Genomic DNA, 22,028 nt, shown 5'->3' on the forward strand with positions numbered 1-22,028 from the left:
CGGCAGCGTTCGGCGAGGGGCGCCCCGGCCGGGACGTAGGCCCCGCTGGTGGCCCGCTCGAACTCCGGCCCGAGGAGCCGACGACGGCTTATCCCCCTCGCGCGGGCGTCTCCCACATCGACCCACGTCCACTCGCCACCCTCCACGGTGCCACGGTGCCGCCGCCGGCACGCGGGCCGGGCCCCGTCGACGTGTCTGTGGACACCGAAGCCCCGTCCACAGGTCCTCCCGGAGTGGGCTGAGATGGCCACCGCGTGCTCCGAGAGGGCTGGATCGACCCGCTCGGGTCGCCACGAGGGGACGATCCGGCCCTCTCGGCGACGGGAGCGCGGCACCGGCCCGCCCGACCGGCCCGCCCGGCCGGGGCCGGACGTGGGGCATGACGCGGCGCCGAGGAGGCCGGATCGGCCCCGCGAGCGAGCCGGAACAGGCCGATCCGGCCTTTTCGGCGTCCGGGGCGGGCCGGGGCGGGGGCGGGCCGGGGCGGGGGCGGGGCGGGGGCGGGGGCGGGGGCGTCCGGGGCGGGGCGCCGGCGGGTCAGGGGCGGGCGTCGTCCTCGCGGAGGACGTCCAGGGCGCGGACGAGGTCGTCGGGGTAGGACGACTCGAGCCGCACGCGCTCACCGGTGCCGGGGTGCTCGAAGGCGAGGCGGTGGGCGTGCAGCCACTGGCGGGTCAGGCCGAGGCGGGCCGACATGACGGGGTCGGCGCCGTAGGTCAGGTCGCCGACGCACGGGTGCCGGAGCGCGGACATGTGGACCCGGATCTGGTGGGTGCGCCCGGTCTCCAGGTGCACCTCCAGCAGGGTCGCCGCCGGGAAGGCCTCGACGGTGTCGTAGTGGGTGACGCTGGGCTTGCCGTCCTCGACCACGGCCCAGCGGTAGGAGTGGGTGGGGTGACGGCCGACCGGCGCGTCCACGGTGCCGGAGCTCGGGTCCGGGTGACCCTGCACCAGCGCGTGGTAGGTCTTGTCGACCGTCCGCTCGCGGAACTGGTCCTTCAGCGAGGTGTAGGCCCGCTCGGACTTGGCCACGGCCATCAGCCCGGAGGTCCCGACGTCGAGGCGGTGCACGACGCCCTGCCGCTCCTCGGCCCCGGAGGTGCTGATCCGGTAGCCGGCCGCGGCGAGGCCCCCGACGACGGTGGGACCGGTCCAGCCGGGGCTGGGGTGCGCGGCCACGCCGACGGGCTTGTCGACGACCACCACGTCGTCGTCGTCGAGCACGATCGACATGCCCGGCACCGGAGCGCCGTCGACGGGCAGGTCGGGCTCCTCCGGGATCTCGACCTCCAGCCACGACCCCGCGACCAGGCGGTCCGACTTGCCGACCGCACGGCCGTCGAGCAGCACGTGACCACCCGCGGCCAGCTCGGCGGCGCGGGTGCGGGACACGCCCAGCAGGCGGGCCAGGCCGGCGTCGGCCCGCTCGGAGTCCAGACCGTCGGGCACCGGCAGGGAACGGCGGCTCATGAGTCCTTCGGGTGGTCGGTGCGGGCGTCGACGTCGGGCCGGGCCTCGTCGGCGGCCGGTGCTGCCGGGGCCGGAGCGGCCGCGAACGGCACGTCGCGCAGCGACAGCAGGACGATGAGTACGGCCCCGGACACCACGGCCATGTCGGCGATGTTAAAGATGGGGAAGCTGGGCAGCTCGAAGAAGTCGACCACCTCGCCGCGGCCGACGCCGGGGTCCCGGGTCAGCCGGTCGACGAGGTTGCCCGACGCCCCGCCGAGCAGGACGGCCACCGACACCGCCCAGGCCGTGCTCCACGTCCGGGCCAGCGCGACGAGCATGGCGACGACGGCCAGGCAGGCGAAGGTCGTCAGCACCGGCGTGATGCTCGTGCCCAGGCTGAAGGCCGCCCCGGAGTTGTAGAACAGCCGGAAGCCGAACAGCTCACCGAGCACGTCCACCCGGACCCCCGGCTCGAGCCGGGCCTCCGCGAGGTGCTTGGTGAGCTGGTCGAGGACGGCGATGACAGCGGCCGTCACGACCCCGAGGACCAGCAGACGTGCGCGCGGCCTCGGGGGCGTACGGGACGGGGTGATCAGTTCTGGCCGCCGAAGGGGAAGCCCGACGCTGCGGCCTCGTCGCCGCCCAGACCACGACCACCGGTGGCACCGGGCGTCCGGCCCGGCACGACCTGGCCCTTGCTGTCGAGATCCCGGAGCTGGTTCTCCAGGTAGCTCTTGAGGCGGCTGCGGTAGTCGCGCTCGAAGCCACGCAGCTCGTCGATCTTGCGCTCGAGCAGCGCCCGCTCCTGCTCGAGCGAGCCGAGCGTCTGGGCCTGCTTCTCCTCGGCCTCGCGGATGAGCCGGGTCGACGTCTCCTGGGCCTCGCCCACGAGACGGTCGCGCTCCTGCTCGCCGTTGCGCACGTGCTCGTCGTGCAGGCGCTGGGCCAGCGCCAGCATCCCGGCGACGTCGCCGTTGCCCGTGTCGACGCCCGAGCCCGCGGTGGGCACCGCACCGGTGCCGGCGGACTCCACGGCGGCCGGGGCCGGGGTGGGCGCGGGTGCGGCCTCGACGGCACCGCCGCGGCCGGAGTCCGAGGCGCGGGCCTCGGCCTGAGCGAGCTGGCGCCGGAGGTCCTCGTTCTCCTCGTTGAGGCGCCGCAGCTCCGCGACCACCTCGTCCAGGAAGTCGTCGACCTCGTCCTGGTCGTAGCCCTCACGGAACTTCGTGGGGTTGAACCGCTTCTGGACCACGTCGTCTGCGGTCAACGGCATGTCGTCACCTCGTCGAGTTGTCTGTGGGGGCCGGGGAAGGCCCCCGTCACGTTAGCGGACGATCGTGCTGGAGCACCCCGACCGTTGCGCGGGGTGACGCAGAGGCTACCCCCGCACCGCGGGTCCGCCTCACGACCCGCCCGGCTCGCGGGGAGGCTCAGAAGGAGGCGGCCAGGCTCATCAGCACGTTGTAGAGGATCACCGTCACGAAGAACAGGATCATGAAGCCGAGATCGAGCCGGATCGAGCCGAGCGTGAGCGGCGGGATGATCCGGCGCAACGCGTTCAGGGGCGGGTCCGTGGCGGAGTACACGACCTCCAGGACGACCACGAGCGGGCCGGCCGGACGCCAGTCCCGCGCGAACACCCCGATCCAGCCGATGACCAGGCGGGCGAACAGGAGGATCAGGTAGAGGAAGACGACGAACGCAAGGATCCCGAAGACGACGCCCACAGGTACAGCCTAGGTGCCGTCGGGAGCGCCGCTGACCTCAGGACTGGTTGAAGAGACCAGCACCCGCGGTGACCTCGTGCTTCTCGTTGGTCACCTCGACGGCGGACGGCGACAGCAGGAACACCTTGCTGGTGACCCGCTCGACCGCGCCGTGCAGCCCGAACACGAGGCCGGCGGCGAAGTCGACGAGCCGCTTGGCCTCGACGTCGGTCATCTCCGACAGGTTCATGATGACCGGCACGCCCTCGCGGAAGTGCTCGCCGATGATCTTGGCGTCGTTGTAGGTGCGGGGGTGCACGGCCGTGATGCGCTGCAGGTCACCGGCGGCGCGGACGGCACTGGGAAGGTGGGTCACGGTGGCCCCTCGGGACTCGTCCTGGCGGGCACGCACGGGACGGCGGTCCGTCTCGGGCTCCTGCTCCTCGACCTCGTACTCGTCGTAGCGGTCCTCCTCGGCCAGGCCGAGGTACACGAGGGTCTTGCGTAGTGCGCCCATGACGCCCTCCTTCTGCCGTGGCCTTGCCAGACCGCCTGCGGTGCGAGGCGGTACACCTCTACCGCCGTCGACGCTAGCCCGTCGGGGGGCGCGAACCGAGGACCGCGGCCCCGACACGCAGGTGTGTCGCGCCGTGCCGGAGCGCGGCCTCGAGGTCGCCGCTCATGCCGGCGCTGACGGCCGTCGCCGTGGGGTGCTCGGCCGCGACCCGGGCGGACAGGCCCCGGAGCCGGGCGAAGGCCTCGTCCGGGTCGGCCCCTCGCGGCGCGACCGCCATGACGCCCAGCAGCCGCAGCGACGGCGTACCGGCCACCTGCTCGGCCAGCGCCAGCAGGTCCGCCTCGGTCACCCCGCCGCGGCTCGGGTCGCCGTCCAGGCTCACCTGGACGAAGCAGCCGAGCTCGCGACCGACCTCGGCCGCCCCCTCCGACAGCCGCAGCAGCAGACGGACGTCGTCCACGGAGTGCACGACGTCGGCCAGCCGCCCGACCGAACGCGCCTTGTTGCGCTGCAGCCGGCCCACCAGGTGCCAGCGCAGGGCCAGGTCGGGCAGCTGCTCGCGCTTGTCGCGCAGCTCCTGCTCCCGGGCCTCCCCCACGTCGCGCACGCCCAGCGACGCCAGCGCGGCCACGTCCGAGGCCGGGTAGGTCTTGGTGACGACCACGAGCGTGGTCAGCGAGGGCTGGCGGCCGACGGCGGCGCAGGCGTCCGAGACCCGCGCCCGCACCCGACCGAGGGAGGAGACGAGCTCCGCGACCCTCGACCCCGCAGCATCCTGCGCCGGGGACGGGCCGTCGGCACGAGAGGAGCCGGACGGGTCCGTCGGGCCAGGCGGGCCGGCGAGGCCGGACGGGTTCACGGTGCCACCGCCACGAGGCCGGCGTGCCGTCCGGTCGGCGCGTCCCGCCGGTGGCTGAACCACGCGGGGTCCTCGACCGTGCAGGCCGCCCAGGAGGTGTCGACCTCGACGTCGACGCCGTGCGCCCGACCGGCGCGCATCAGCTGGTCGCCGACGCCGGCCGGGATGTCGAGCGCCGCCGTGCCGCGGGGCGTGGCCGAGGCGGCGGCCGGCACCGCGGCGGCGACCTCGTCACGCATGGGCTCGGGCACCTCGTAGCAGCGGCCGCAGACCGTGGGCCCGGGCAGGGCCAGCAGCCGACGGGCCCCGGCGGCGGCCAGGGCCGCCACCGCCACGCCGGCGATGCCCAGGTGCAGGCCGCGCCGTCCGACGTGCACCGCCGCGGCCAGTCCGCGGTCGGGGTCGCCCAGCAGCAGCGGCATGCAGTCGGCGGCCAGCACCCCGGCGACCAGGCCGGGAGCGCTCATCACGACGCCGTCGGCCTCGGGACCGCCGTCGGGCCAGGGCCCGTCGGCGGCGACCACGCGGTCGGCGTGCACCTGCCGGGGCAGGCGCAGAGCCGCCACCGGCACCCCCAGCGCCGTGGCGACCGCCTCACGCCCCCCCGACGCCTGCGCGCCGACGGCCAGGTCGTACCCGCCCGTCAGGGCGAAGCGGACCCGGCCCACCGTCCGGTCCAGGCGCAGCGGCGTCGCACCACCACCCCCCGCGACCGGCAGCCTCACCGCCTCACGTGCCGGGCTTGACGAAGTCCGGCACGTCGAGGTCGTCGTCGTCCAGGAAGCCCGGCCGACGCCGGGTGTCGCCCGGCAGCTCCACGACCCGCGTCCCGCCCGACGGCGCCTGCAGCGGGTTGGTCGGCTCGGCCGCGACCGGACGGGCCTGGCCCTCGTGCTGCGCGGCCGGGGCCGGCTGGGCCGGCGGCTGGTACGACGGCTGCTGCGGGGCCTGCTGCTGGTACGAGGCCTGCTGGTAGGAGGGCTGCTGGTGGGAGGGCTGCTGGTAGGAGGGCTGCTGGGGCGCCTGGTGGGACGAGGGGGCGTGAGGGGCCTGCTGCTGGGGCGGCTGCTCCGTCGACCGGCGCGAGGCGGGCTGCTCCTGGGCGGAGGCCGAGGACGCGGCGGGCTGACCGGCCGCGGCGGCGACGCTCTGCCGACCACCCGTCGCCTCGGACGTGTCCTCGTCGTCGAACCCGGCCGCGATGACGGTCACCCGGACCTCGTCGCCCAGGGCGTCGTCGATGACGGCGCCGAAGATGATGTTCGCCTCGGGGTGGGCGGCCTCCTGCACCAGCCGCGCGGCCTCGTTGATCTCGAACAGCCCGAGGTCCGAACCGCCCTGGACCGACAGCAGGACGCCCTGGGCACCGTCGACGCTGGCCTCCAGCAGCGGGGAGCTGATCGCCATCTCGGCGGCGCAGACGGCCCGGTCCTCACCGCGGGCCGAGCCGATCCCCATCAGCGCGGTGCCGGCACCCTGCATGACGCTCTTGACGTCGGCGAAGTCCAGGTTGATCAGACCGGGGGTGGTGATCAGGTCGGTGATGCCCTGCACGCCGGACAGCAGCACCTGGTCCGCGGAGCGGAAGGCGTCCAGCACGCTGATGCCGCGGTCGCTGATCTGCAGCAGCCGGTCGTTGGGGATGGTGATGAGGGTGTCGACCTCGGCCTGCAGCTGCGCGATGCCGTTGTCGGCGCTCAGCGCGCGGCGCCGGCCCTCGAAGGTGAAGGGCCGGGTGACGACCCCGATGGTGAGCGCGCCCAGCGAGCGGGCGATCTTCGCGATGACCGGTGCGCCGCCGGTGCCGGTGCCGCCGCCCTCGCCCGCGGTCACGAAGACCATGTCGGCGCCGCGCAGCACCTCCTCGATCTCCTCGGCGTGGTCCTCGGCGGCCTTGCGGCCCACCTCCGGGTCCGCGCCGGCACCGAGGCCGCGCGTGAGGTCGCGGCCGACGTCGAGCTTGACGTCGGCGTCGGACATCAGCAACGCCTGGGCGTCGGTGTTGACCGCGATGAACTCGACGCCCCGCAGGCCGACCTCGATCATGCGGTTGACCGCGTTCACGCCGCCGCCGCCGACTCCGACGACCTTGATGACGGCGAGGTAATTCTGCGGTGCGGCCATGGGCGTACCTCTCGCTCGGTGCCGGGAGCCCCCGTGCGGGACGCCCTCGCTGGATCAGCCCTAACCCTCTGGTAGAGGGTTATTGTTATGTCAGCTTCTCCTCATGAGGACGGTAGGTACACCCGGGCGCACCCACAACGACCGACACGGGTGTGTCGCGCGCGGGTCCCGTCCGCGCCCCCACCGGATGACCGGTGCCCGCCGTGCGGACGTGGCCGGGGAGCGTCAGGGCCGGACGGCGGGGGCGCCGGGCGCCGACACGTCGTAGACCGACGCGGGCACCGAGTCCAGCAGGCCCAGCAGGACCTCGACCTTGCGGTCGGAGTCCGCTGCGGTCCCCCACCGCACGTCCGCGCCGTCGACGACCAGCCGGACGTCGGCGGGCGAGGCGGCGGAGATGTCGGTGGTCCGGCGCTGCAGGTCCGCCGGCAGCGCCGCCAGCACGTCCCGGGCCGCAGCCAGGGTGTCGGTGCCGGCCGCCTCGACGTCGACCCGGAGCAGGGGCACGTCCGGGGGCGGCTCGGTCGCGGTCGCCAGCACGACGCCGTCGGCGTCGACGACCTCGTAGCCACCCTCGTCGGCCGGGACGACCGCCACCGCCACCCGCTCGGTGACCACGACCCCCAGGGTCCGCGGCCAACGGCGCTCGACCTCGACGTCGAGCACGAGCGGCAGCTCCTGGACCGCGGCGTCGATCGCACCGACGTCCACGGCCACCAGCGGGGTGCCGACGGCCTGCTCGGCCAGGGCCTGCACCTGCTCGACGGGTACCCGGTCGGTGCCGCTGACCTCGACGACGCGGGTGTCCAGGTGCCCGGCGTCCCAGGCCCACCAGGCGGCGCCCGACACGACGGCGAGCACGAGCAGGAGCACACCGGTCCCGACCAGCCGGGCCCGCAGGGACGCGGCGCGCACCCCCGCCACCCGGTCGTCGAGCCAGGTCACGCTCACGAGCCGCCCCGGCCCTCCCCCGCCCGCTCGGCCAGGGCGGTCACGATCCGCGGCCCCAGCTCGGTCACGTCCCCGGCGCCCAGGGTGAGCACCAGGTCGCCGCGCCGGGCCACGGCGGCCAGCGCCGCCACGGCCTCGTCCCGGTCGGGCAGGAACCGGGCCCCCGGCACGCCCGTGGCCACCAGGGCGCCGTCGACCCCCGGCTCGGGCTCCTCGCGCGCGCCGTAGACGTCGAGCACGACCACCGAGGCGGCGTCGCCCAGCGCCGTGGCGAAGCCGTCGGCGAACAGCCGGGTGCGGGAGTACAGGTGGGGCTGGAACAGCACGTGGACCTTGCCGCGACCGGCCACCGTCCGGGCCGCGGCGATGGTGGCGGCCACCTCGGTGGGGTGGTGGGCGTAGTCGTCGACCACCCGGACGCCACCGGCCTCGCCGACGGGCTCGAACCGCCGGCGCGCCCCGGTGAAGCCGGCCAGGCCCTCGACGACCCGGGCGGGGTCCAGCCCCAGGCCCAGCACGGCTGCGGTGAAGGCCAGCGCCGCGTCGACCACGTTGTGCCGGCCCGGGACCTGCAGCCGGAGCTCCCAGCGACCGGGCCCGGGGGCGTCGCCGTCGGCGGTGACCAGCTGGGCCACGGCGAGCTCGTCGGGCCCCCGGTCGGCCTTGGGGTCCACCACCACCCGCACGTCGGCGTCGGCGGCCTCCCCGACGGTGACGACCCGTCGGGCCGCGGCCGTGTCGTCGCCCGACAGGGCCCGGGCCAGCGCCCGCGACCCCCGGTCGTCGGCGCCCACGACCAGCAGCCCGTCCGGGGCGACCCGGTCGGCGAAGCGGGCGAAGGCGGCGTGAACCGCGTCCACGTCGCCGTAGTGGTCCAGGTGGTCGGCCTCGACGTTGGTGACGACGGCGACGTCGGGGCGGTAGGCCAGGAACGAGCCGTCCGACTCGTCCGCCTCGGCCACGAACACCCGGTCGGCGCCGCGGCGGGCGTTGGTGCCGTCCGCCACCAGGTCGGCCCCGATGGCGTAGGAGGGCTCCAGGCCCGCCGCCCGGGCCGCGACCGTCAGCATGGACGTGGTCGTCGTCTTGCCGTGGGTGCCCGCGACCGCGACCACGCGGTCACCGTGCATGAGGCCGGCCAGCGCCACCGAGCGGTGCACGACCGGCACGTCGGCGGCCAGCGCCGCGACGACCTCGGGGTTGTCCTCGCGCACGGCCGTGGACACGACCACGAGCGCGGCCCCGGCGACGTGGGCCGCGTCGTGGCCGACGTGGACGGCCGCCCCGGAGCGGCGCAGGTCCTGCAGGGTGGCGGAGTCGCGGGAGTCCGAGCCCCCGACCGGCACCGAGTCGGCGAGCAGGAGCCGCACCAGGGCGCTCATGCCCGCGCCGCCGGCCGCGACGACGTGGACCGGACCGGTGCGCAGCCGCCGGAGCAGCTCGTCGCCGCTGATGGTGGTGGTGGGCATCACGAGGTCTCCCGGGCGGCGTCGACGACGAGGTCTGCGAGGCGGTCGGCGGCGTCCAGCACGCCCGAGGCGCGCGCGGCCTCCGACATGTCGCGCAGCTGGTCCGGCTCGCGCAGGACGGGCAGCAGGGTGGTGCGGACCCACTCGGGGGTGAACTCGTCGTCGTCGACCAGCAGCCCTCCCCCGGCCGCCACCAGCGCCTCCGCGTTGTGCCGCTGCTCGCCGTTGCCGACGGGCAGCGGGACGTAGGCGGCGGGCAGGCCGAGCGCGGCCAGCTCGCACACCGTGCCCGCCCCGGCACGGCAGACGACGGCGTCGCACGCGGCGTAGGCCAGGTCCATCCGGTCCACGTAGGGCACGACGACGTAGCGGGGGTGCGCGCCGTCGGCGTCCGCCCCCGGGGCCGCCGGGCTGCCGGCGGGCAGGCGGACGTCCTTGCCCCGCCCCGAGACGTGCAGCACCTGGACGCCCGCGGCGGCCAGGTCGGCCGCCGCCTCGGGCATGGTGCGGTTGAGGCGCTGGGCCCCGAGCGACCCGCCGGTCACCAGCAGCACGGGCAGGTCGGGGTGCAGGCCGAAGAACGACCGCCCCTCGGCCCGCAGCCGAGCACGGTCCAGCGTGGTGATGGCCGTGCGCAGCGGCATGCCGAGCTGCTGGGCGTGGGGCAGCCGGGTGCCGGGGAACGTGGTGGCGACGTGCGGGGTCAACCGGGCGCCCAGCCGGTTGGCGATGCCCGGCATGGCGTTCTGCTCGTGCACGACGACGGGCAGCCCGGCCTTGCGGGCCGCGAGGTAGGCCGGCGTGGCCACGTAGCCGCCGAAGCCCACCACCACGTCGGCGTCCACCTCGGCCATCACCCGGCGGGCGGTCGCGACCGCGCCGTAGAGCCGACCCGGCAGGCGCAGCAGGTCCGGCGAGGGCCGGCGCGGCAGCGGCACGCGGGGCAGGTGCCGCAGCGGCAGGCCCGCCTCGGGGACCAGCCGGGCCTCCAGGCCCTCGGCCGTGCCCAGCACCGTGACCCGGGTCCGCGGGTCACGGCGAAGCAGGGCCTCGGCCGTGGCCAGCAGGGGCGCCACGTGCCCGGTCGTGCCGCCACCGGCCAGCACGACCGACACGGGTCGGTCCTGCGCCCGGTCCTGCGCCCGGTCCTGCGGCCGCGACACGCCGGTCACCGGCGCGGACGGGCCGTGGTGGCCCGCGGTCGGGGACGCCCGGCCTCGACGACGACGGCGGCCCCGGACCGGGCGGTGCGCGCGCTGGTGGCCAGCGCCTCCCTGGCCCCGGGCTCGGCCCGCGCGAAGGACATCACCATGCCGAGCGCGACCATGGTCGTGACCAGCGAGGAGCCGCCGCTGGACACCAGCGGCAGCGGGACGCCGATGACGGGCAGGACCCCGATGACGACCCCGATGTTGATCAGCGCCTGGCCCAGCACCCAGACCATCACCCCGGTCGTGGCGATGACGACGAACGGGTCCTGCGCCCGGTGGGCGACCCGGACCATGCCGACCGCCAGGGCCACGAACAGCCCCAGCACGGCCAAGGTGCCGGGCAGGCCGAGCTCCTCGCCGACGATGGCGAAGATGAAGTCGTTGTGGGCCTCGGGCAGCCACGCCCACTTCTCGCGGCTGCCGCCGAGGCCGAGGCCCCACCAGCCGCCGGAGGCCAGCGCCCACATGCCGTGCACGGGCTGCCAGCACTCGCCGTAGATGTCGGTGCACTGGTTGCCCGTGAGCCAGGTCTGGATCCGGGTCATGCGGTAGGGCTCGCGGATGACGAGGGCAGCCACCCCGGCCAGGACGACGGCACCGCCGATGGCGAAGTAGCGCAGCGGGGTGCCGGCCGCGTACAGCAGCCCGGCCAGCAGGAGCAGGAGCACGAGGCCGGTGCCGAGGTCGTCGCCGGCCAGCACGAGCCCGAGGGCCAGGAAGCCGAAGGGGAAGAGCACCGGCACCAGGACGTGGCCCAGCCGGCCGAGCAGCTCCTGCTTGCGGGCCAGCACGGTCGCGGCCCAGACCACGAGCGCGAGCTTGATGGCCTCGCTGGGCTGGGCCGTGAAGCCCGCCACGCTGATCCAGTTGCGGTTGCCGTTGACCTCGAACCCCACGCCGGGCACGAACACCAGCGCCTGCAGCGCCAGGGCCAGGCCCAGCACGGGCCAGGCCAGGCGCTTCCACCAGTGCACGGGCAGCCGGGTCGCGACGAGCATGAGCGGCAGGCCGACGGCGGCGAACATGACCTGCCGCCCGGCGATGGCCCACGGGTTGCCGGAGGTTGCGTAGGACTCGACGCTGCTGGAGCTGAGCACCATGAGCAGGCCGAAGACCAGCAGCAGCCCCGTGGCCGAGGCGACCAGCACGAACGACGTCACGGGGGTGTCCAGGGCCGCCGCCCAGCGCGCCAGCGGGCCGGGCAGCCAGTGGCTGCCCGCCGCGGGGGTCGTGGTCGTGCCGGCGGTGGTCGGGGCGGAGGGGGTCCGGGAACGACCCGGCGCCGGCCGGCCCGCGCGTCCGGAGCCCGGCCGGTCGGTGAGCGTCGTCACGAGCCGACCACCCCGGCGTCGCCCCGGGCCCGCGCGACGGCGGCGGCGAACGCCTCGCCCCGGGCCACGTAGGACGTGAACTGGTCCATCGAGGCGGCGGCCGGGGCCAGCAGCACCGTGCCCCCCGGCGTGGCCAGCGACCGGGCGGCGGCGACGACGCGGTCCATCAGACCGGCGGTGCCGGCGTCGTCGAGTGCTCCCACCCGGTCAGTGTCGGGGGGGTCGACGAGCACGACGGGGATCTGCGGGGCGTGTCGGGCCAGTGCTGCGGCCAGCAGGCCGCGGTCGGCCCCGATCAGGACCGCCCCCCGCAGCCGGGCGGCGTGCCGGGCCACGAGGTCGTCGTAGTCCGCGCCCTTGGCCAGCCCGCCGGCGACCCAGACGACGTCCTCGCCCGCCCCGAGCGACGCGTCCGCCGCGTGAGGGTTGGTCGCCTTGGAGTCGTCGACCCAGCGCGCGCCGTCCAGCTCGCCCAGCACCGCGGCCCGGTGCGGCGGCAGGTGGGCGCCGCGCAGGCCGTCCCGGACGGCCTGGGCGGGGACCCCGAGGGACCTGGCCAGGGCGGCGGCGGCCAGGGCGTTGGCCAGCACGTGGTCGGGCACGGGCTCCCCGGCCAGGCCCGTCAGGTCGCCGACCGCGGCCAGCTCGGCCGCGGCCCGGTCCCGCTCGGCGATGAACGCGCGGTCGACGAGCAGGTCCTCGACCACGCCCAGGTCTCCGGCCCGCGGGGCGCCGAGGCCGAAGCCGACGGCCCGGCAGCCCTCGACGACGTCGGCGTCGCGGACCAGCTGCGTCGTGACGGGGTCGGCCAGGTTGTGCACGCAGGCCACCCGGGTGCGCTCGTACACCTGCCCCTTGGCGTGGCGGTAGGCGTCCAGCCCGCCGTGCCAGTCCAGGTGGTCGGGCGCGACGTTGAGGCAGACCGAGGCGTGCGGGCTCACCGTGCGCACCAGGTGCAGCTGGAAGCTGGACAGCTCGACGGCCACGACGTCGTGGCCGGGGGTGCCGTCCGGGCCGACGTCACGCACCACGTCGACGATGGGGGTGCCGATGTTGCCGGCGGTACGCGCCCGCAGCCCGGCCGCGGTGAGCACCTGGCCGAGCAGCTCGACCGTGGTGGTCTTGCCGTTGGTGCCGGTCACGACCAGCCAGGGCGGGCCGTCGGGCCCCTGGAGCCGCCACGCGAGCTCGACCTCGCCCCAGACGACCACGCCGAGCCGGTCGGCCGCGACCAGCACGGGGTGCGTGGGGCGCCAGCCCGGCGAGGCCACGACCAGGTCGACCTCGGCCAGCAGGGGCTCGGGGTCCTCACCCAGCCGGGCCGCGTCCGGACCCAGCACCAGCCGGGCCCCCAGCACGTCGAGCAGGTGGGCGCGCTCGGCGGCGGTTGAACCCTCGACGGGGAGGGCGTCGTCCACGACCGTCACGGCGGCCCCGCGCTCCAGCAGCGCGTCGGCCGCGGAGAACCCGGACAGGCCCAGCCCGGCCACGACGGCGCCCAGGCCGCCCAGGTCGCAACCCAGGCCCTGCACCCGCGCCACGGCGGCGGCCCGGTCGCGACCGCTCACGCGCCGACCACCCACTCGGCGTAGAACACCCCGAGCCCGGCCCCGACGCAGAGCCCGGCGATGATCCAGAACCGGATGACGATCGTCACCTCGTTCCAGCCCTTGAGCTCGAAGTGGTGCTGCAGCGGCGCCATCCGGAACACCCGCTTGCCGGTCAGCTTGAACCCGGCCACCTGGATGATCACCGAGGCGGTGATGATGACGAACAGGCCGCCCAGGATGATGAGCAGCAGCTCGGTGCGGGTCGTGATGGCCAGACCGGCGATGGCCCCGCCCAGGGCCAGCGACCCGGTGTCGCCCATGAAGATCTTGGCCGGGCTCGCGTTCCACCACAGGAAACCGAAGCAGGCCCCCAGCAGCGCGGCCGCCACCACCGCGAGGTCCCGGGGGTCACGGACCTCGTAGCACTGCGTGCTGACCTCGGTCAGGCACGACTGGCCCGACTGCCAGATCCCGATCAGGGTGTAGGCGCCGAAGACGAACAGGCTGGCGCCGGTGGCCAGGCCGTCGAGGCCGTCGGTCAGGTTGACGCCGTTGCTGGCCGCGGCGATGAGCAGGTACGCCCACGCGATGAACAGCACGGTGCCCCCGACGGCGCCGGTCACCGCGAGGTCGAGCAGGTCGATGTCGCGGATGAACGAGATGGCCGTGGAGGCCGGGGTGCGCCCGGCCTCGTTGGGTCGCTGCAGGGCCAGCACGGCGAAGGTGATCGCGACCAGCGACTGCCCGGTCAGCTTCTGCCAGGCCTTGAGCCCGAGGCTGCGCTGGTTGCGGATCTTGGTGACGTCGTCCAGCATCCCGACCGCGCCCAGCCCGGTCATCAGGAACAGCACGAGCAGGGCCGAGTAGGTGAGCGGCGTGAGCGTGACCAGGTGGGCGAACAGGTACGACACCAGGACGGCGGCGATGATGACGGCGCCACCCATGGTCGGGGTGCCGCGCTTGGTGTGGTGGGTCGTCGGGCCGTCGTCGCGGATGAACTGGCCGTAGCCCTGCCGGACCAGCACGCGGATGAACAGCGGCGTGGCGAGCAGGGTCAGCACGAGGCTCGTGCCGGCGGCGATCAGCACGGTCCTCATCGGTCGTCCTCCTGCTCCTGGGTCGTGGTGGGGGGTCGGCGTGCCGGGTCGGGGCGGGGCTGGTCGGGGCGGGGTGGCTCGTGGGCCAGGGTGTCGCCCAGGCGCCAGAGGCCGATCGAGTTGCTGGCCTTGACCAGCACGACGTCCCCGGGCCCGGTCTCGGCCCGCAGCAGCTCCAGGGCGGCGTCGGCGTCGGCCACGTGCACCGACTCCTCGCCCCAGCTGCCCTCCTGCGTGGCCCCGGCGTGCACGTGCAGCGCCCCGGGCCCGACCGCCACGAGCCGGTCGATGTTGAGCCGGACCGCCAGCCGGCCGACGCGGTCGTGCTCCTCCCGCGCCGCCGATCCCAGCTCGAGCATCTCACCGAGCACGGCCCAGGTGCGCCGCGGCGGACGCGCGGCGCGACCCATGTGGGCCAGCGCCCGCAGCGCGGCGGCGACGGCCTCGGGCGAGGCGTTGTAGGCGTCGTTGACCACCCGGACCCCGTCGGGACGGTCGACGACCTCCATCCGGTAGCGCGAGCCCGAGCGGGCCACGGACAGGCCCTCGGCGACGACGTCGCCGGGCACGCCCAGGTGCAGGGCCACGGCGGCCGCGGCGAGGGCGTTGCCCAGGTGCTGCTCCCCGGTCAGGGCGAGGCGGACCGGCCAGGGCCCCTGGTCGGCGTCGGGACGGCGGCGGTCGAGCAGGCCGAAGCGCAGCCGGGCGTCGGCGTCGAGCTCGACGTCCACGGCCTGCACCTGGCTGCCCTCGCCCTCGCCGAACAGCACGACGGGCGCGTCGGTGACCCCGGCCATGTCCCGGACGGCGGGGTCGTCACCGTTGAGGACGGCCAGGGCCCCGCGCCGCGAGCCGTCCAGGGCCCGGACCAGCTCCGCCTTGGCCGCGGCGATGGCCTGCCGGCTGCCGAACTCCCCCAGGTGCGCGGAGCCGACGCCCAGGACGACGGCGACGTCCGGTCGGGCGACCCGCGTGAGGTGGGTGATGTGGCCCGGGCCCCGGGCGCCCATCTCCAGGACCAGGGTGCGGGTGCCCTCGTCGGCCCGCAGCACGGTGAGCGGCAGGCCCAGCTCGTTGTTGTAGGAGCCGTGGGTGGCCACGAGCCCCGCCCCTCGGCCCGCGTGGCGCAGGACGGCCGCGAGCAGGTCCTTGCTGGTGGTCTTGCCTGCGCTCCCGGTGACGCCCACCGTGACCAGCCCGGCGGCCCGCAGCCGCTCGTGGTCGGCGCGCGCCAGCTCGGTCAGCGCCTGCACCCCGTCGGCCACGACGACCACGGGACCCGTGACGGCCTGGTGGGGCTCGCGCTGGACCAGGGCCGCGGCGGCCCCGGCGGCCAGGGCCGCCTCGACGTAGTCGGCCCCGTCGACGTGGTCCCCGGGCAGCCCGACGAACAGGTCGCCCGGCGCGACCGCCCGGGAGTCGACGACGGCCGCACCGGTGAGGCGGGGCGGCGCGGCACCGTCGGGCAGGTGCAGCCGGCCACCGACCGCGGCCGCCAGCGCCTGGGCGTCCCGGGCGATCATGCGGCACCGTCCGGTCGGGGGGCCCAGCGGGCGAGGCCGGCCCGGGCGACGTCGCGGTCGTCGAACGGCGCGACGGTGCCACCGGCGCTCTGCCCCGTCTCGTGGCCCTTGCCGGCCAGCAGCACGGTGTCCTGGGGACCCGCGCAGGCGGCGAGCGCCGCCGCGACGGCCTCGGCGCGGTCGGCCACCTCGAGCACCTCGGTGACGACGCCGGCCAGCACCGCGGCGCGGATGGCCGCCGGGTCCTCGCTGCGGGGGTTGTCGTCGGTGACGACCACGAGGTCGGCGGCCGAGGCGGCCTCCCCCATGCCCTGGCGCTTGCCGCGGTCGCGGTCGCCGCCGGCCCCGAGGACCACGACGAGCCGGCCCGGGGTGGCCGCGCGCAGCGCCGCCACGGCCCCGGCGACGGCGTCGGGGGTGTGGGCGTAGTCGACCACGACCAGCGGCAGGTCGTCCCGGCCGGGCAGCCCGACCCGCTCCATGCGCCCGGGGACGCCCGTCACCCCGGCCAGCGCGGCCACGAGCTCGTCGGTGCCGGACCCCGAGGGCAGCAGGCCGGGCTCGCCCGGCCCCCCGTCCTGGCCCAGGACGTGGACGGCCGTCAGCGCCAGCGCGGCGTTGGTCGCGTTGAACCCGCCGGGCATGCCGAGGCGGACCGCGAGCCGGAGCGCCGCGCCCTGCGGGCCGAAGGGGCCGTCGACGGCGAGCTGCTGGTGCCCGGACGGCTCGACCGCGGTCACCGTGACCGTGACGTCGGCCTCGCTGCCCGGCGCCCCCACCGTGGTGACGGCGAGGCCGGCCCCGCGGGCGGCGTCGGCCGTGGCGCGGCCCCACTCGTCGTCCACGCCCACGACGGCGCGGCGGGCGAAGCCGTCGGTGAACAGTCGCCGCTTGGCCGCGAAGTAGTCCTCCAGGGTGCCGTGGAAGTCCAGGTGGTCCCGGGACAGGTTGGTGAACACGACGAGCGCGAACCGGGTGCCGTCGACCCGGTGCTGGGCCAGGGCGTGGCTGGACACCTCGGCGGAGACCGCCCGGCAGCCGGCGTCGGCCATCCGGCGCAGCAGGTGCTGCAGGACGGGCGCCTCGGGCGTGGTGAAGCTGCTGGGCAGCACCTGGTCGCCGATGCGGGAGCGGATGGTCCCGATCAGGCCGGTGCGCACGCCCAGGGCGCGCAGCAGCTCGTCGACCAGGCTCGAGACGGTCGTCTTGCCGTTGGTGCCGGTCACGCCGACCAGGGCGAGCTCGTCGGAGGGGTGGCCGTTGACGTCGGCGGCCACCGGGCCGAGCCGCTCCCGGGGGTCGTCGTGGACCAGCAGCGGCGGGACGGGCAGCCGCTGCTCGCCCAGCACCTGCACGGCCGTCCGGGCCCCGGCCGGGTCGGTGAGCAGGGCCACGGACCCCGCGCGGACCGCGTCCGGCGCGAACTTCGCGCCGTGGGTGCTGGCGCCGGGCAGGGCCGCGTACAGCTCCCCCGGCCCGACGGTGCGGGAGTCCAGCGACACCCCGGTCACCGGGGCGTCGGGTCCGGGGACGCGGGGTCCGCCCGGACCGCTGCCGACCGCCGCCTCGGCAGGGTCGTCCCGGAGCAGCAGGGCGTGACGGTCCGCGAGCTCGCGGACCGTCGGGGGGGTCATCCGCACGCGCCGGAGGTTACCGTCCGACGAGGGGTGGGGGCCCCCGACGGTGGCGTCCACGCTCACCAGGTGAGGGGGTAGGGGCGGGGCTCGCCCTCCGAGGCGGGCACCCCCTCGGCGGCGAGCGCGGCGCTCATGATCTGCTGGAACACCGGGGCGGCCGTGGTGCCGCCGAAGATGCCGCGCACCGGGTCCTGCACCATCACGGCGACGACGACCTCGGGGTCCTCGGCCGGGGCGAAGCCGACGAACGAGGCCGTGTAGCCGCAGTAGCCGCCGCACGCCTCGTCGTAGCGCTGGGCGGTACCGGTCTTGCCCGCCACCCGGTACCCGGGGACGATCGCGTTGGACCCGGTCCCGGTCTCGCCCGACACGGCCGACTCCAGCATGGTGCGCATGCTCGCGGCGGTCTCGCTGGTCAGGACCCGCTCGGCCTCGCCCGTGGGCTCGGGCGTGACGTCGTCCTCGCCCTGCCGGGTGCCGACGACCACGGACGGCTCGACCCGGACGCCGTCGTTGGCGATGGTCTGGAACACCGAGGCGATCTGGACGCTGTTGACGCTGACGCCCTGGCCGAACATGACCGTGTAGCGCTGCGAGCCGGACCAGTCCTGCGGGTCGGCCAGCAGGCCGGGCGTCTCGCCCGGCAGGCCCAGCCCGGTGGACCGGCCGTAGCCGAACGCCTCGAACCAGGCGTGCAGCTGCTCGTTGTCCAGCGCCTCCCCGGCCAGGATGGTGCCGACGTTGCTGGACTCGGCGAGCACCCCGGCCGTGGTCAGCTGCTGCAGGGCGTGCGGGTGGGAGTCCTTGAAGCGGGTGCCGCCGCGCACGATGGTGTCGGCGACCTCGAACGGCGTCTCCGGCGAGACGACGCCCTCCTCCAGGGCCGCGGCCACCGTGATCACCTTGGAGGTGGAGCCGGGCTCGAACGCCTCGCCCACCGCCCGGTTGCCGCGGTCGTCGGCGTCGGCGTCGCCCGGGTCGTTGGGGTCGAAGCCGGGGGCGTTGGCCATGACCAGCAGCTCCCCGGTGTCCACGCGCATGGCGATGGCCGTGGCCGACTCCGCGCCCGACGTGCGCACGGCCTCGGTCAGGGCGTCCTCGGCCATCCACTGCAGGTCCCGGTCGAGGCTCAGCACCACGTCGGCGCCGTCCACGGGGGCCTTCTCCTCCGTGGCGCCGCCCGGGATGGGCCGCGACGAGCGGCTCTCGCCGCTCACCTCGTAGCGCAGGTAGCCGTCCTCGCCGCCCAGCTCGTCGTCGAGGCTCATCTCCAGCCCGCCCAGGCCGTGGCCCTCGTCCCCGACGAAGCCGAGCACGCCGGCGGCCACCTGCCCCGAGGGGTAGGTCCGGCGCGAGGCCTGCTCGCTGAAGAGACCGACGATGCGCAGCTCCGCCACGGCCCGGTACACCTCGGGCTCGATGTCCTTGACCACGTAGGCGAACCGGGCGTCGCCGTCGAGGCGCTCGGTCAGCGTCTCCACGTCCAGGCCCAGCACGGGCGCCAGCCGGGCGGCCGCCGCACGCGGCCCGGCCCGGCGCGGGTCCTCGGGGTCGACGTAGGTGGCGACCAGGGTCTGGTCGACCGTGATGTGCCGCTTCTCGACCGTGGAGGCCAGCACCTGGCCGTGCCGGTCGACGACGTCCCCACGGTGCGCCAGCAGCTCGGAGGTCCGCAGCCGGCTGTCCAGGGCCTCCTGGGCCAGCGCCGTGGACTCCAGGGCCTGGATCTGGAACAGCTTGCCCGCGTAGAGGCTGCAGACCAGGCACACCACCACCAGCGCCACGCGCAGCCGCAGCGGGGTCCGACCGGTCCGGGGCGCGCGGCCCGCGGCCGGGCGGGTGCGGTTCGCGGCCGCGCGGGAGCGGTCCGGGCCCGGGCGGGAGCGGTTCGCGCTCGACGTGGTCGCGGTGGACCCGGTGGGCCGGGGGGCGGTCGGGCGACCGGGAGCCGGTTCCCGCCCCGCCGCGGGCCGTCGCGCGGGCGGACCCTGCCGGGGCCGTGCGCCGCGGGACCCGCGTCGGTCCTCCGCCATCCCTGGTCCTGCCCTTCGCGTCCGTGTCGGCCGTGCCGGTCCTGCTGCTGGTGGGGTGCTGCTGGTGGGGTGCTGCTGGTGGGGTGCTGCTGGTGGGGTGCTGCTGGTGGGGTGCTGCTGACAGGTGCGCGGTGGGGCCGGGGGCCTCAGGGTTCCGCGTCGGGGTCCTCGGGGAGCGGGGACGCGCCGGTGCCGTCCGGTGCGATCACGAGGACCTGCGGGGCCGGCACCATGCCGAGCTCACGGGCCTGGCCGGCCAGGGCCTGCGGCGACGAGCGCACGAGCAGCTGCTGCTCCAGCGCCTGCTGCTGGTCCACCAGCAGGCTGCGCTGCGACTGCAGCTCGGCCATGGTGAACGCGTTGCCGGAGATGGCCACGTTGAGCAGCAGCAGACCCAGCATCAGACCGGCCAGCAGCGCGGTGCAGGTCAGGGCGAAGCCCATCCGGCGCGGACCGGCGTCGGGCCGGGTGAGGACCCGCATCCGCGGCCGCGGCTCGGCCGGGGCCGCGGGACGCGGCAGGGCACGGGCCGTGGCGGCCCGACCCACGGCGACGCCGACGACCGCGCGCGCCGAGGCGGCCCGTGCCGAGGCCGCCCGGCCCGGGGCCGTCCGCCCTGAGGGCGTCCGCCCCGCGGGAGCTCGTCCTGCGGGGGTCCGACCCGAGGCCGGGCGTCCCGGGGCCGGGCGTGCCTGGGTGGAGCGTCCCGGGGTGGACCGCTCGGGGCCGGGTCGAGCCGGACGACTGCTGGGGGCCAGGGCCGGTGCGCTCATGCGGTCCTCCTCGTGATGGCTCGGAGCCGCACGGAGGCGGCGCGTGGGTTGGCCTCGACCTCGGCCTCGGACGCCTTGACGGCGCCCTTGACCAGCAGGCCGTAGGGAGCGGGAGCGGGCTCCACGGGCAGCCCCGGTGGCACGTCGACCGTGCTCACGGCGGCGAACGCCCGCTTGACCAGCCGGTCCTCGCCGGAGTGGTACGACATGACGACCATCCGCCCACCGGGCCTCAGCCGCTCGAGCCACGCGGGCAGCGCCCGGGCCAGACCGGCGATCTCGTCGTTCACCTCGATGCGCAGCGCCTGGAACAGCCGCTTGGCCGGGTGCCCGCCCGTCCGCCGGGCCGCGGCCGGCACGGCGTCGTAGACCAGCTCGACGAGACGGGCGCTGGTGGTGAACGGCTGCTGCGCGCGGGCCGCGACGACGGCCTTGGCGATCCGGTCGGCGAACTTCTCGTCCGCGTGCGCCCGCATGATGCGGACCAGGGCCCGCTCCGGGTACTCGTTGAGCACGTCGGCCGCGGTCGGGCCGCTGTCGCCCATCCGCATGTCCAACGGCGTGTCGCGGGAGTAGGAGAAACCGCGCTCGTCCAGGTCGAGCTGCATGGAGGACACACCGAGGTCGAGCAGGACGCCGTCGACCGCGGCCACCCCGGCCGCCGCCAGCACCGCGTCGACGTCGTCGTGGACGGCCCCGACGCCGACGAAGCGATCGCCGAACCCGGCCAGCCGACGCCGCGCCTCCTGCAGCGCCACCGGGTCACGGTCCACCCCGACGGCCACCGCCTCGGGCGCCGCGGCCAGCAGCGCCGCGGTGTGCCCGCCGAGGCCGAGCGTGCCGTCGACCACGACGGCACCCGGCTGCTGCAGCGCAGGCAGGAGCAGCTCCACGCAACGCTCCAGCATGACGGGCACGTGCGCCGCCCCGGCACCGGCCGGGCGGACGAGGCCGGGGCCGGGGCCGGGGCCGCCCGGGTCGACCGGGTCGCCGAGGCCGGCGGGCTCGGACGAGCGGTCCGGGTCGTCGACCTCGGTCATGTCGTCCTCCAGGGGGGTGGGTGCGGTGGGGGCACCGACCGGTCGGGTCCCTCGCCGCCGCGGACCGGCCTGGCACCGGGGAAGGTGAGCCAGGACGGTCGCGGCGGCGGGAGACCCCACCGGTCGGGCGGGGGTGCGGCGGAGCGTGGCGGCCGGGCTCACAGCACGCCCGGCAGGATCTCGGTGGAGCGCTCGGAGAAGGCCTGCTCGCCGGCCTGCTGCAGGTCCTGCCAGGTCGTGGCGTCCCAGATCTCCAGCCGGCGACCGACCCCGAGGACGGCCAGCTCGCGCGTCAGGCCGGCGTACTCGCGCAGCAGGGGGGCGATGGTCACCCGGCCCTGCTTGTCGGGGACCTCGTCCTGGGCCCCGGCCAGCAGCATGCGGGAGTACTCGCGGGCGTCCCGGTTGGTGAGCGGGGCCGAGGCCAGCTCGTCGACGAGGGTCTCGAACGAGGCCCGGGCGAAGGCGAACACGCACCGCTCCTGGCCCCGGGTCATGACGATCCCGCCGTCGAAGGCCGGCCTCCACTTGGCGGGGAGGATCAGCCGGTTCTTGTCGTCCAGGCGCGGGGAGAACGTCCCGAGGAACATCGGCCACCCCTTCCTCGCCCGTCGTCAGCCCATCTGGCTCCACGCTACTCCACTTTCCTCCACTTCGTCGGTCCCCCGCTCCACCCACTTGAGCCGTGTCGACGAACTGCCTGATCAGGCCCGGTTGAGGCCGTCGCCACCGACCCTGCGACGCCGACCCGACAC

Annotated in this window: 19 protein-coding genes and 1 pseudogene; all 20 read right to left on the reverse strand. The window is 75.9% G+C overall.

The annotated features are described in order from the left end of the window. Positions 1-537 precede the first annotated feature (537 nt). Positions 538-1,470 carry an RluA family pseudouridine synthase gene (locus SJY06_RS16105; protein ID WP_380168546.1) on the reverse strand — a complete coding sequence of 311 codons (933 nt, stop codon included), beginning with the start codon at positions 1,468-1,470 and terminating at the stop codon, positions 538-540. Next, positions 1,467-1,988 (reverse strand): signal peptidase II, encoded by a 522-nt coding sequence (locus SJY06_RS16110; RefSeq protein ID WP_380168547.1) that lies wholly within the window; start codon positions 1,986-1,988, stop codon positions 1,467-1,469. The genes SJY06_RS16105 and SJY06_RS16110 overlap by 4 nt, the downstream gene beginning before the upstream one ends. A gap of 56 nt (positions 1,989-2,044) precedes the next feature. Continuing rightward, positions 2,045-2,725: a DivIVA domain-containing protein gene (locus tag SJY06_RS16115; RefSeq protein WP_380168548.1), complete on the reverse strand. Its 681-nt coding sequence runs from the start codon at positions 2,723-2,725 to the stop codon at positions 2,045-2,047. 157 nt (positions 2,726-2,882) lie between these two features. Continuing rightward, on the reverse strand, positions 2,883-3,179 hold the full coding sequence (locus SJY06_RS16120) for a YggT family protein (RefSeq protein WP_380168549.1): 297 nt from the start codon (positions 3,177-3,179) through the stop codon (positions 2,883-2,885). Positions 3,180-3,216: 37 nt separating this feature from the next. Next, positions 3,217-3,489: pseudogene (locus tag SJY06_RS16125) on the reverse strand (cell division protein SepF); the annotation flags it as partial. Between the two features lie 259 nt (positions 3,490-3,748). Next, positions 3,749-4,402 (reverse strand): YggS family pyridoxal phosphate-dependent enzyme, encoded by a 654-nt coding sequence (locus tag SJY06_RS16130; protein WP_380168550.1) that lies wholly within the window; start codon positions 4,400-4,402, stop codon positions 3,749-3,751. 128 nt (positions 4,403-4,530) lie between these two features. Then, a complete protein-coding gene (locus tag SJY06_RS16135) occupies positions 4,531-5,259 on the reverse strand; it encodes a laccase domain-containing protein (protein WP_380168551.1) in 729 nt (242 codons plus the stop codon). A 4-nt stretch (positions 5,260-5,263) separates the two neighbouring features. Then, positions 5,264-6,658 carry a cell division protein FtsZ gene (ftsZ, locus tag SJY06_RS16140; protein WP_380168552.1) on the reverse strand — a complete coding sequence of 465 codons (1,395 nt, stop codon included), beginning with the start codon at positions 6,656-6,658 and terminating at the stop codon, positions 5,264-5,266. 225 nt (positions 6,659-6,883) lie between these two features. Beyond that, positions 6,884-7,609 (reverse strand): cell division protein FtsQ/DivIB, encoded by a 726-nt coding sequence (locus tag SJY06_RS16145; protein WP_380168553.1) that lies wholly within the window; start codon positions 7,607-7,609, stop codon positions 6,884-6,886. Then, a complete protein-coding gene (gene murC / locus SJY06_RS16150) occupies positions 7,606-9,078 on the reverse strand; it encodes a UDP-N-acetylmuramate--L-alanine ligase (RefSeq protein ID WP_380168554.1) in 1,473 nt (490 codons plus the stop codon). The genes SJY06_RS16145 and murC overlap by 4 nt, the downstream gene beginning before the upstream one ends. Then, positions 9,078-10,241, reverse strand: coding sequence for an undecaprenyldiphospho-muramoylpentapeptide beta-N-acetylglucosaminyltransferase (gene murG, locus SJY06_RS16155; RefSeq protein WP_380168555.1), 1,164 nt, complete (start codon positions 10,239-10,241; stop codon positions 9,078-9,080). Before murG ends, murC begins: the two co-directional genes overlap by 1 nt. Before the next feature lie 5 nt (positions 10,242-10,246). Then, positions 10,247-11,620 (reverse strand): putative lipid II flippase FtsW, encoded by a 1,374-nt coding sequence (gene ftsW, locus SJY06_RS16160; RefSeq protein WP_380168556.1) that lies wholly within the window; start codon positions 11,618-11,620, stop codon positions 10,247-10,249. After that, positions 11,617-13,188 (reverse strand): UDP-N-acetylmuramoyl-L-alanine--D-glutamate ligase, encoded by a 1,572-nt coding sequence (murD, locus tag SJY06_RS16165; protein ID WP_380168557.1) that lies wholly within the window; start codon positions 13,186-13,188, stop codon positions 11,617-11,619. The genes ftsW and murD overlap by 4 nt, the downstream gene beginning before the upstream one ends. Then, on the reverse strand, positions 13,185-14,267 hold the full coding sequence (gene mraY, locus SJY06_RS16170) for a phospho-N-acetylmuramoyl-pentapeptide-transferase (protein WP_380168558.1): 1,083 nt from the start codon (positions 14,265-14,267) through the stop codon (positions 13,185-13,187). Before mraY ends, murD begins: the two co-directional genes overlap by 4 nt. Further along, positions 14,264-15,790, reverse strand: a complete 1,527-nt coding sequence (gene murF / locus SJY06_RS16175; protein WP_380168559.1) for a UDP-N-acetylmuramoyl-tripeptide--D-alanyl-D-alanine ligase — start codon at positions 15,788-15,790, stop codon at positions 14,264-14,266. Before murF ends, mraY begins: the two co-directional genes overlap by 4 nt. Continuing rightward, positions 15,787-17,424: a UDP-N-acetylmuramoyl-L-alanyl-D-glutamate--2,6-diaminopimelate ligase gene (locus SJY06_RS16180; RefSeq protein ID WP_380169722.1), complete on the reverse strand. Its 1,638-nt coding sequence runs from the start codon at positions 17,422-17,424 to the stop codon at positions 15,787-15,789. The genes murF and SJY06_RS16180 overlap by 4 nt, the downstream gene beginning before the upstream one ends. Positions 17,425-17,486: 62 nt before the next feature. Next, positions 17,487-19,460, reverse strand: coding sequence for a penicillin-binding transpeptidase domain-containing protein (locus tag SJY06_RS16185; protein WP_380168560.1), 1,974 nt, complete (start codon positions 19,458-19,460; stop codon positions 17,487-17,489). A gap of 146 nt (positions 19,461-19,606) precedes the next feature. Further along, positions 19,607-20,233, reverse strand: a complete 627-nt coding sequence (locus SJY06_RS16190; protein WP_380168561.1) for a hypothetical protein — start codon at positions 20,231-20,233, stop codon at positions 19,607-19,609. Continuing rightward, the gene (rsmH, locus tag SJY06_RS16195) at positions 20,230-21,273 is read right to left on the reverse strand and encodes a 16S rRNA (cytosine(1402)-N(4))-methyltransferase RsmH (protein ID WP_380168562.1); all 1,044 of its coding nucleotides are present in this window, start codon (positions 21,271-21,273) and stop codon (positions 20,230-20,232) included. Before rsmH ends, SJY06_RS16190 begins: the two co-directional genes overlap by 4 nt. Positions 21,274-21,431: 158 nt before the next feature. After that, positions 21,432-21,863 carry a division/cell wall cluster transcriptional repressor MraZ gene (gene mraZ / locus SJY06_RS16200; RefSeq protein ID WP_380168563.1) on the reverse strand — a complete coding sequence of 144 codons (432 nt, stop codon included), beginning with the start codon at positions 21,861-21,863 and terminating at the stop codon, positions 21,432-21,434. Positions 21,864-22,028 lie beyond the last annotated feature (165 nt).

The sequence above is a fragment of the Jannaschia sp. R86511 genome (genome assembly GCF_042466345.1).
Taxonomy (GTDB): Bacteria; Actinomycetota; Actinomycetes; order Actinomycetales; family JBBAYJ01; genus Aquipuribacter.

Bases quoted from the DNA above. Each gene is read 5' to 3' on its own strand.
- SJY06_RS16105 (WP_380168546.1), bottom strand. From the start codon at position 1,470: ATGAGCCGCCGTTCCCTGCCGGTGCCCGACGGTCTGGACTCCGAGCGG.
- SJY06_RS16115 (WP_380168548.1), bottom strand. From the start codon at position 2,725: ATGCCGTTGACCGCAGACGACGTGGTCCAGAAGCGGTTCAACCCCACG.
- ftsZ (WP_380168552.1), bottom strand. From the start codon at position 6,658: ATGGCCGCACCGCAGAATTACCTCGCCGTCATCAAGGTCGTCGGAGTC.
- murC (WP_380168554.1), bottom strand. From the start codon at position 9,078: ATGCCCACCACCACCATCAGCGGCGACGAGCTGCTCCGGCGGCTGCGC.
- mraY (WP_380168558.1), bottom strand. From the start codon at position 14,267: ATGAGGACCGTGCTGATCGCCGCCGGCACGAGCCTCGTGCTGACCCTG.
- murF (WP_380168559.1), bottom strand. From the start codon at position 15,790: ATGATCGCCCGGGACGCCCAGGCGCTGGCGGCCGCGGTCGGTGGCCGG.
- SJY06_RS16180 (WP_380169722.1), bottom strand. From the start codon at position 17,424: ATGACCCCCCCGACGGTCCGCGAGCTCGCGGACCGTCACGCCCTGCTG.
- SJY06_RS16185 (WP_380168560.1), bottom strand. From the start codon at position 19,460: ATGGCGGAGGACCGACGCGGGTCCCGCGGCGCACGGCCCCGGCAGGGT.
- SJY06_RS16190 (WP_380168561.1), bottom strand. From the start codon at position 20,233: ATGAGCGCACCGGCCCTGGCCCCCAGCAGTCGTCCGGCTCGACCCGGC.
- rsmH (WP_380168562.1), bottom strand. From the start codon at position 21,273: ATGACCGAGGTCGACGACCCGGACCGCTCGTCCGAGCCCGCCGGCCTC.
- mraZ (WP_380168563.1), bottom strand. From the start codon at position 21,863: ATGTTCCTCGGGACGTTCTCCCCGCGCCTGGACGACAAGAACCGGCTG.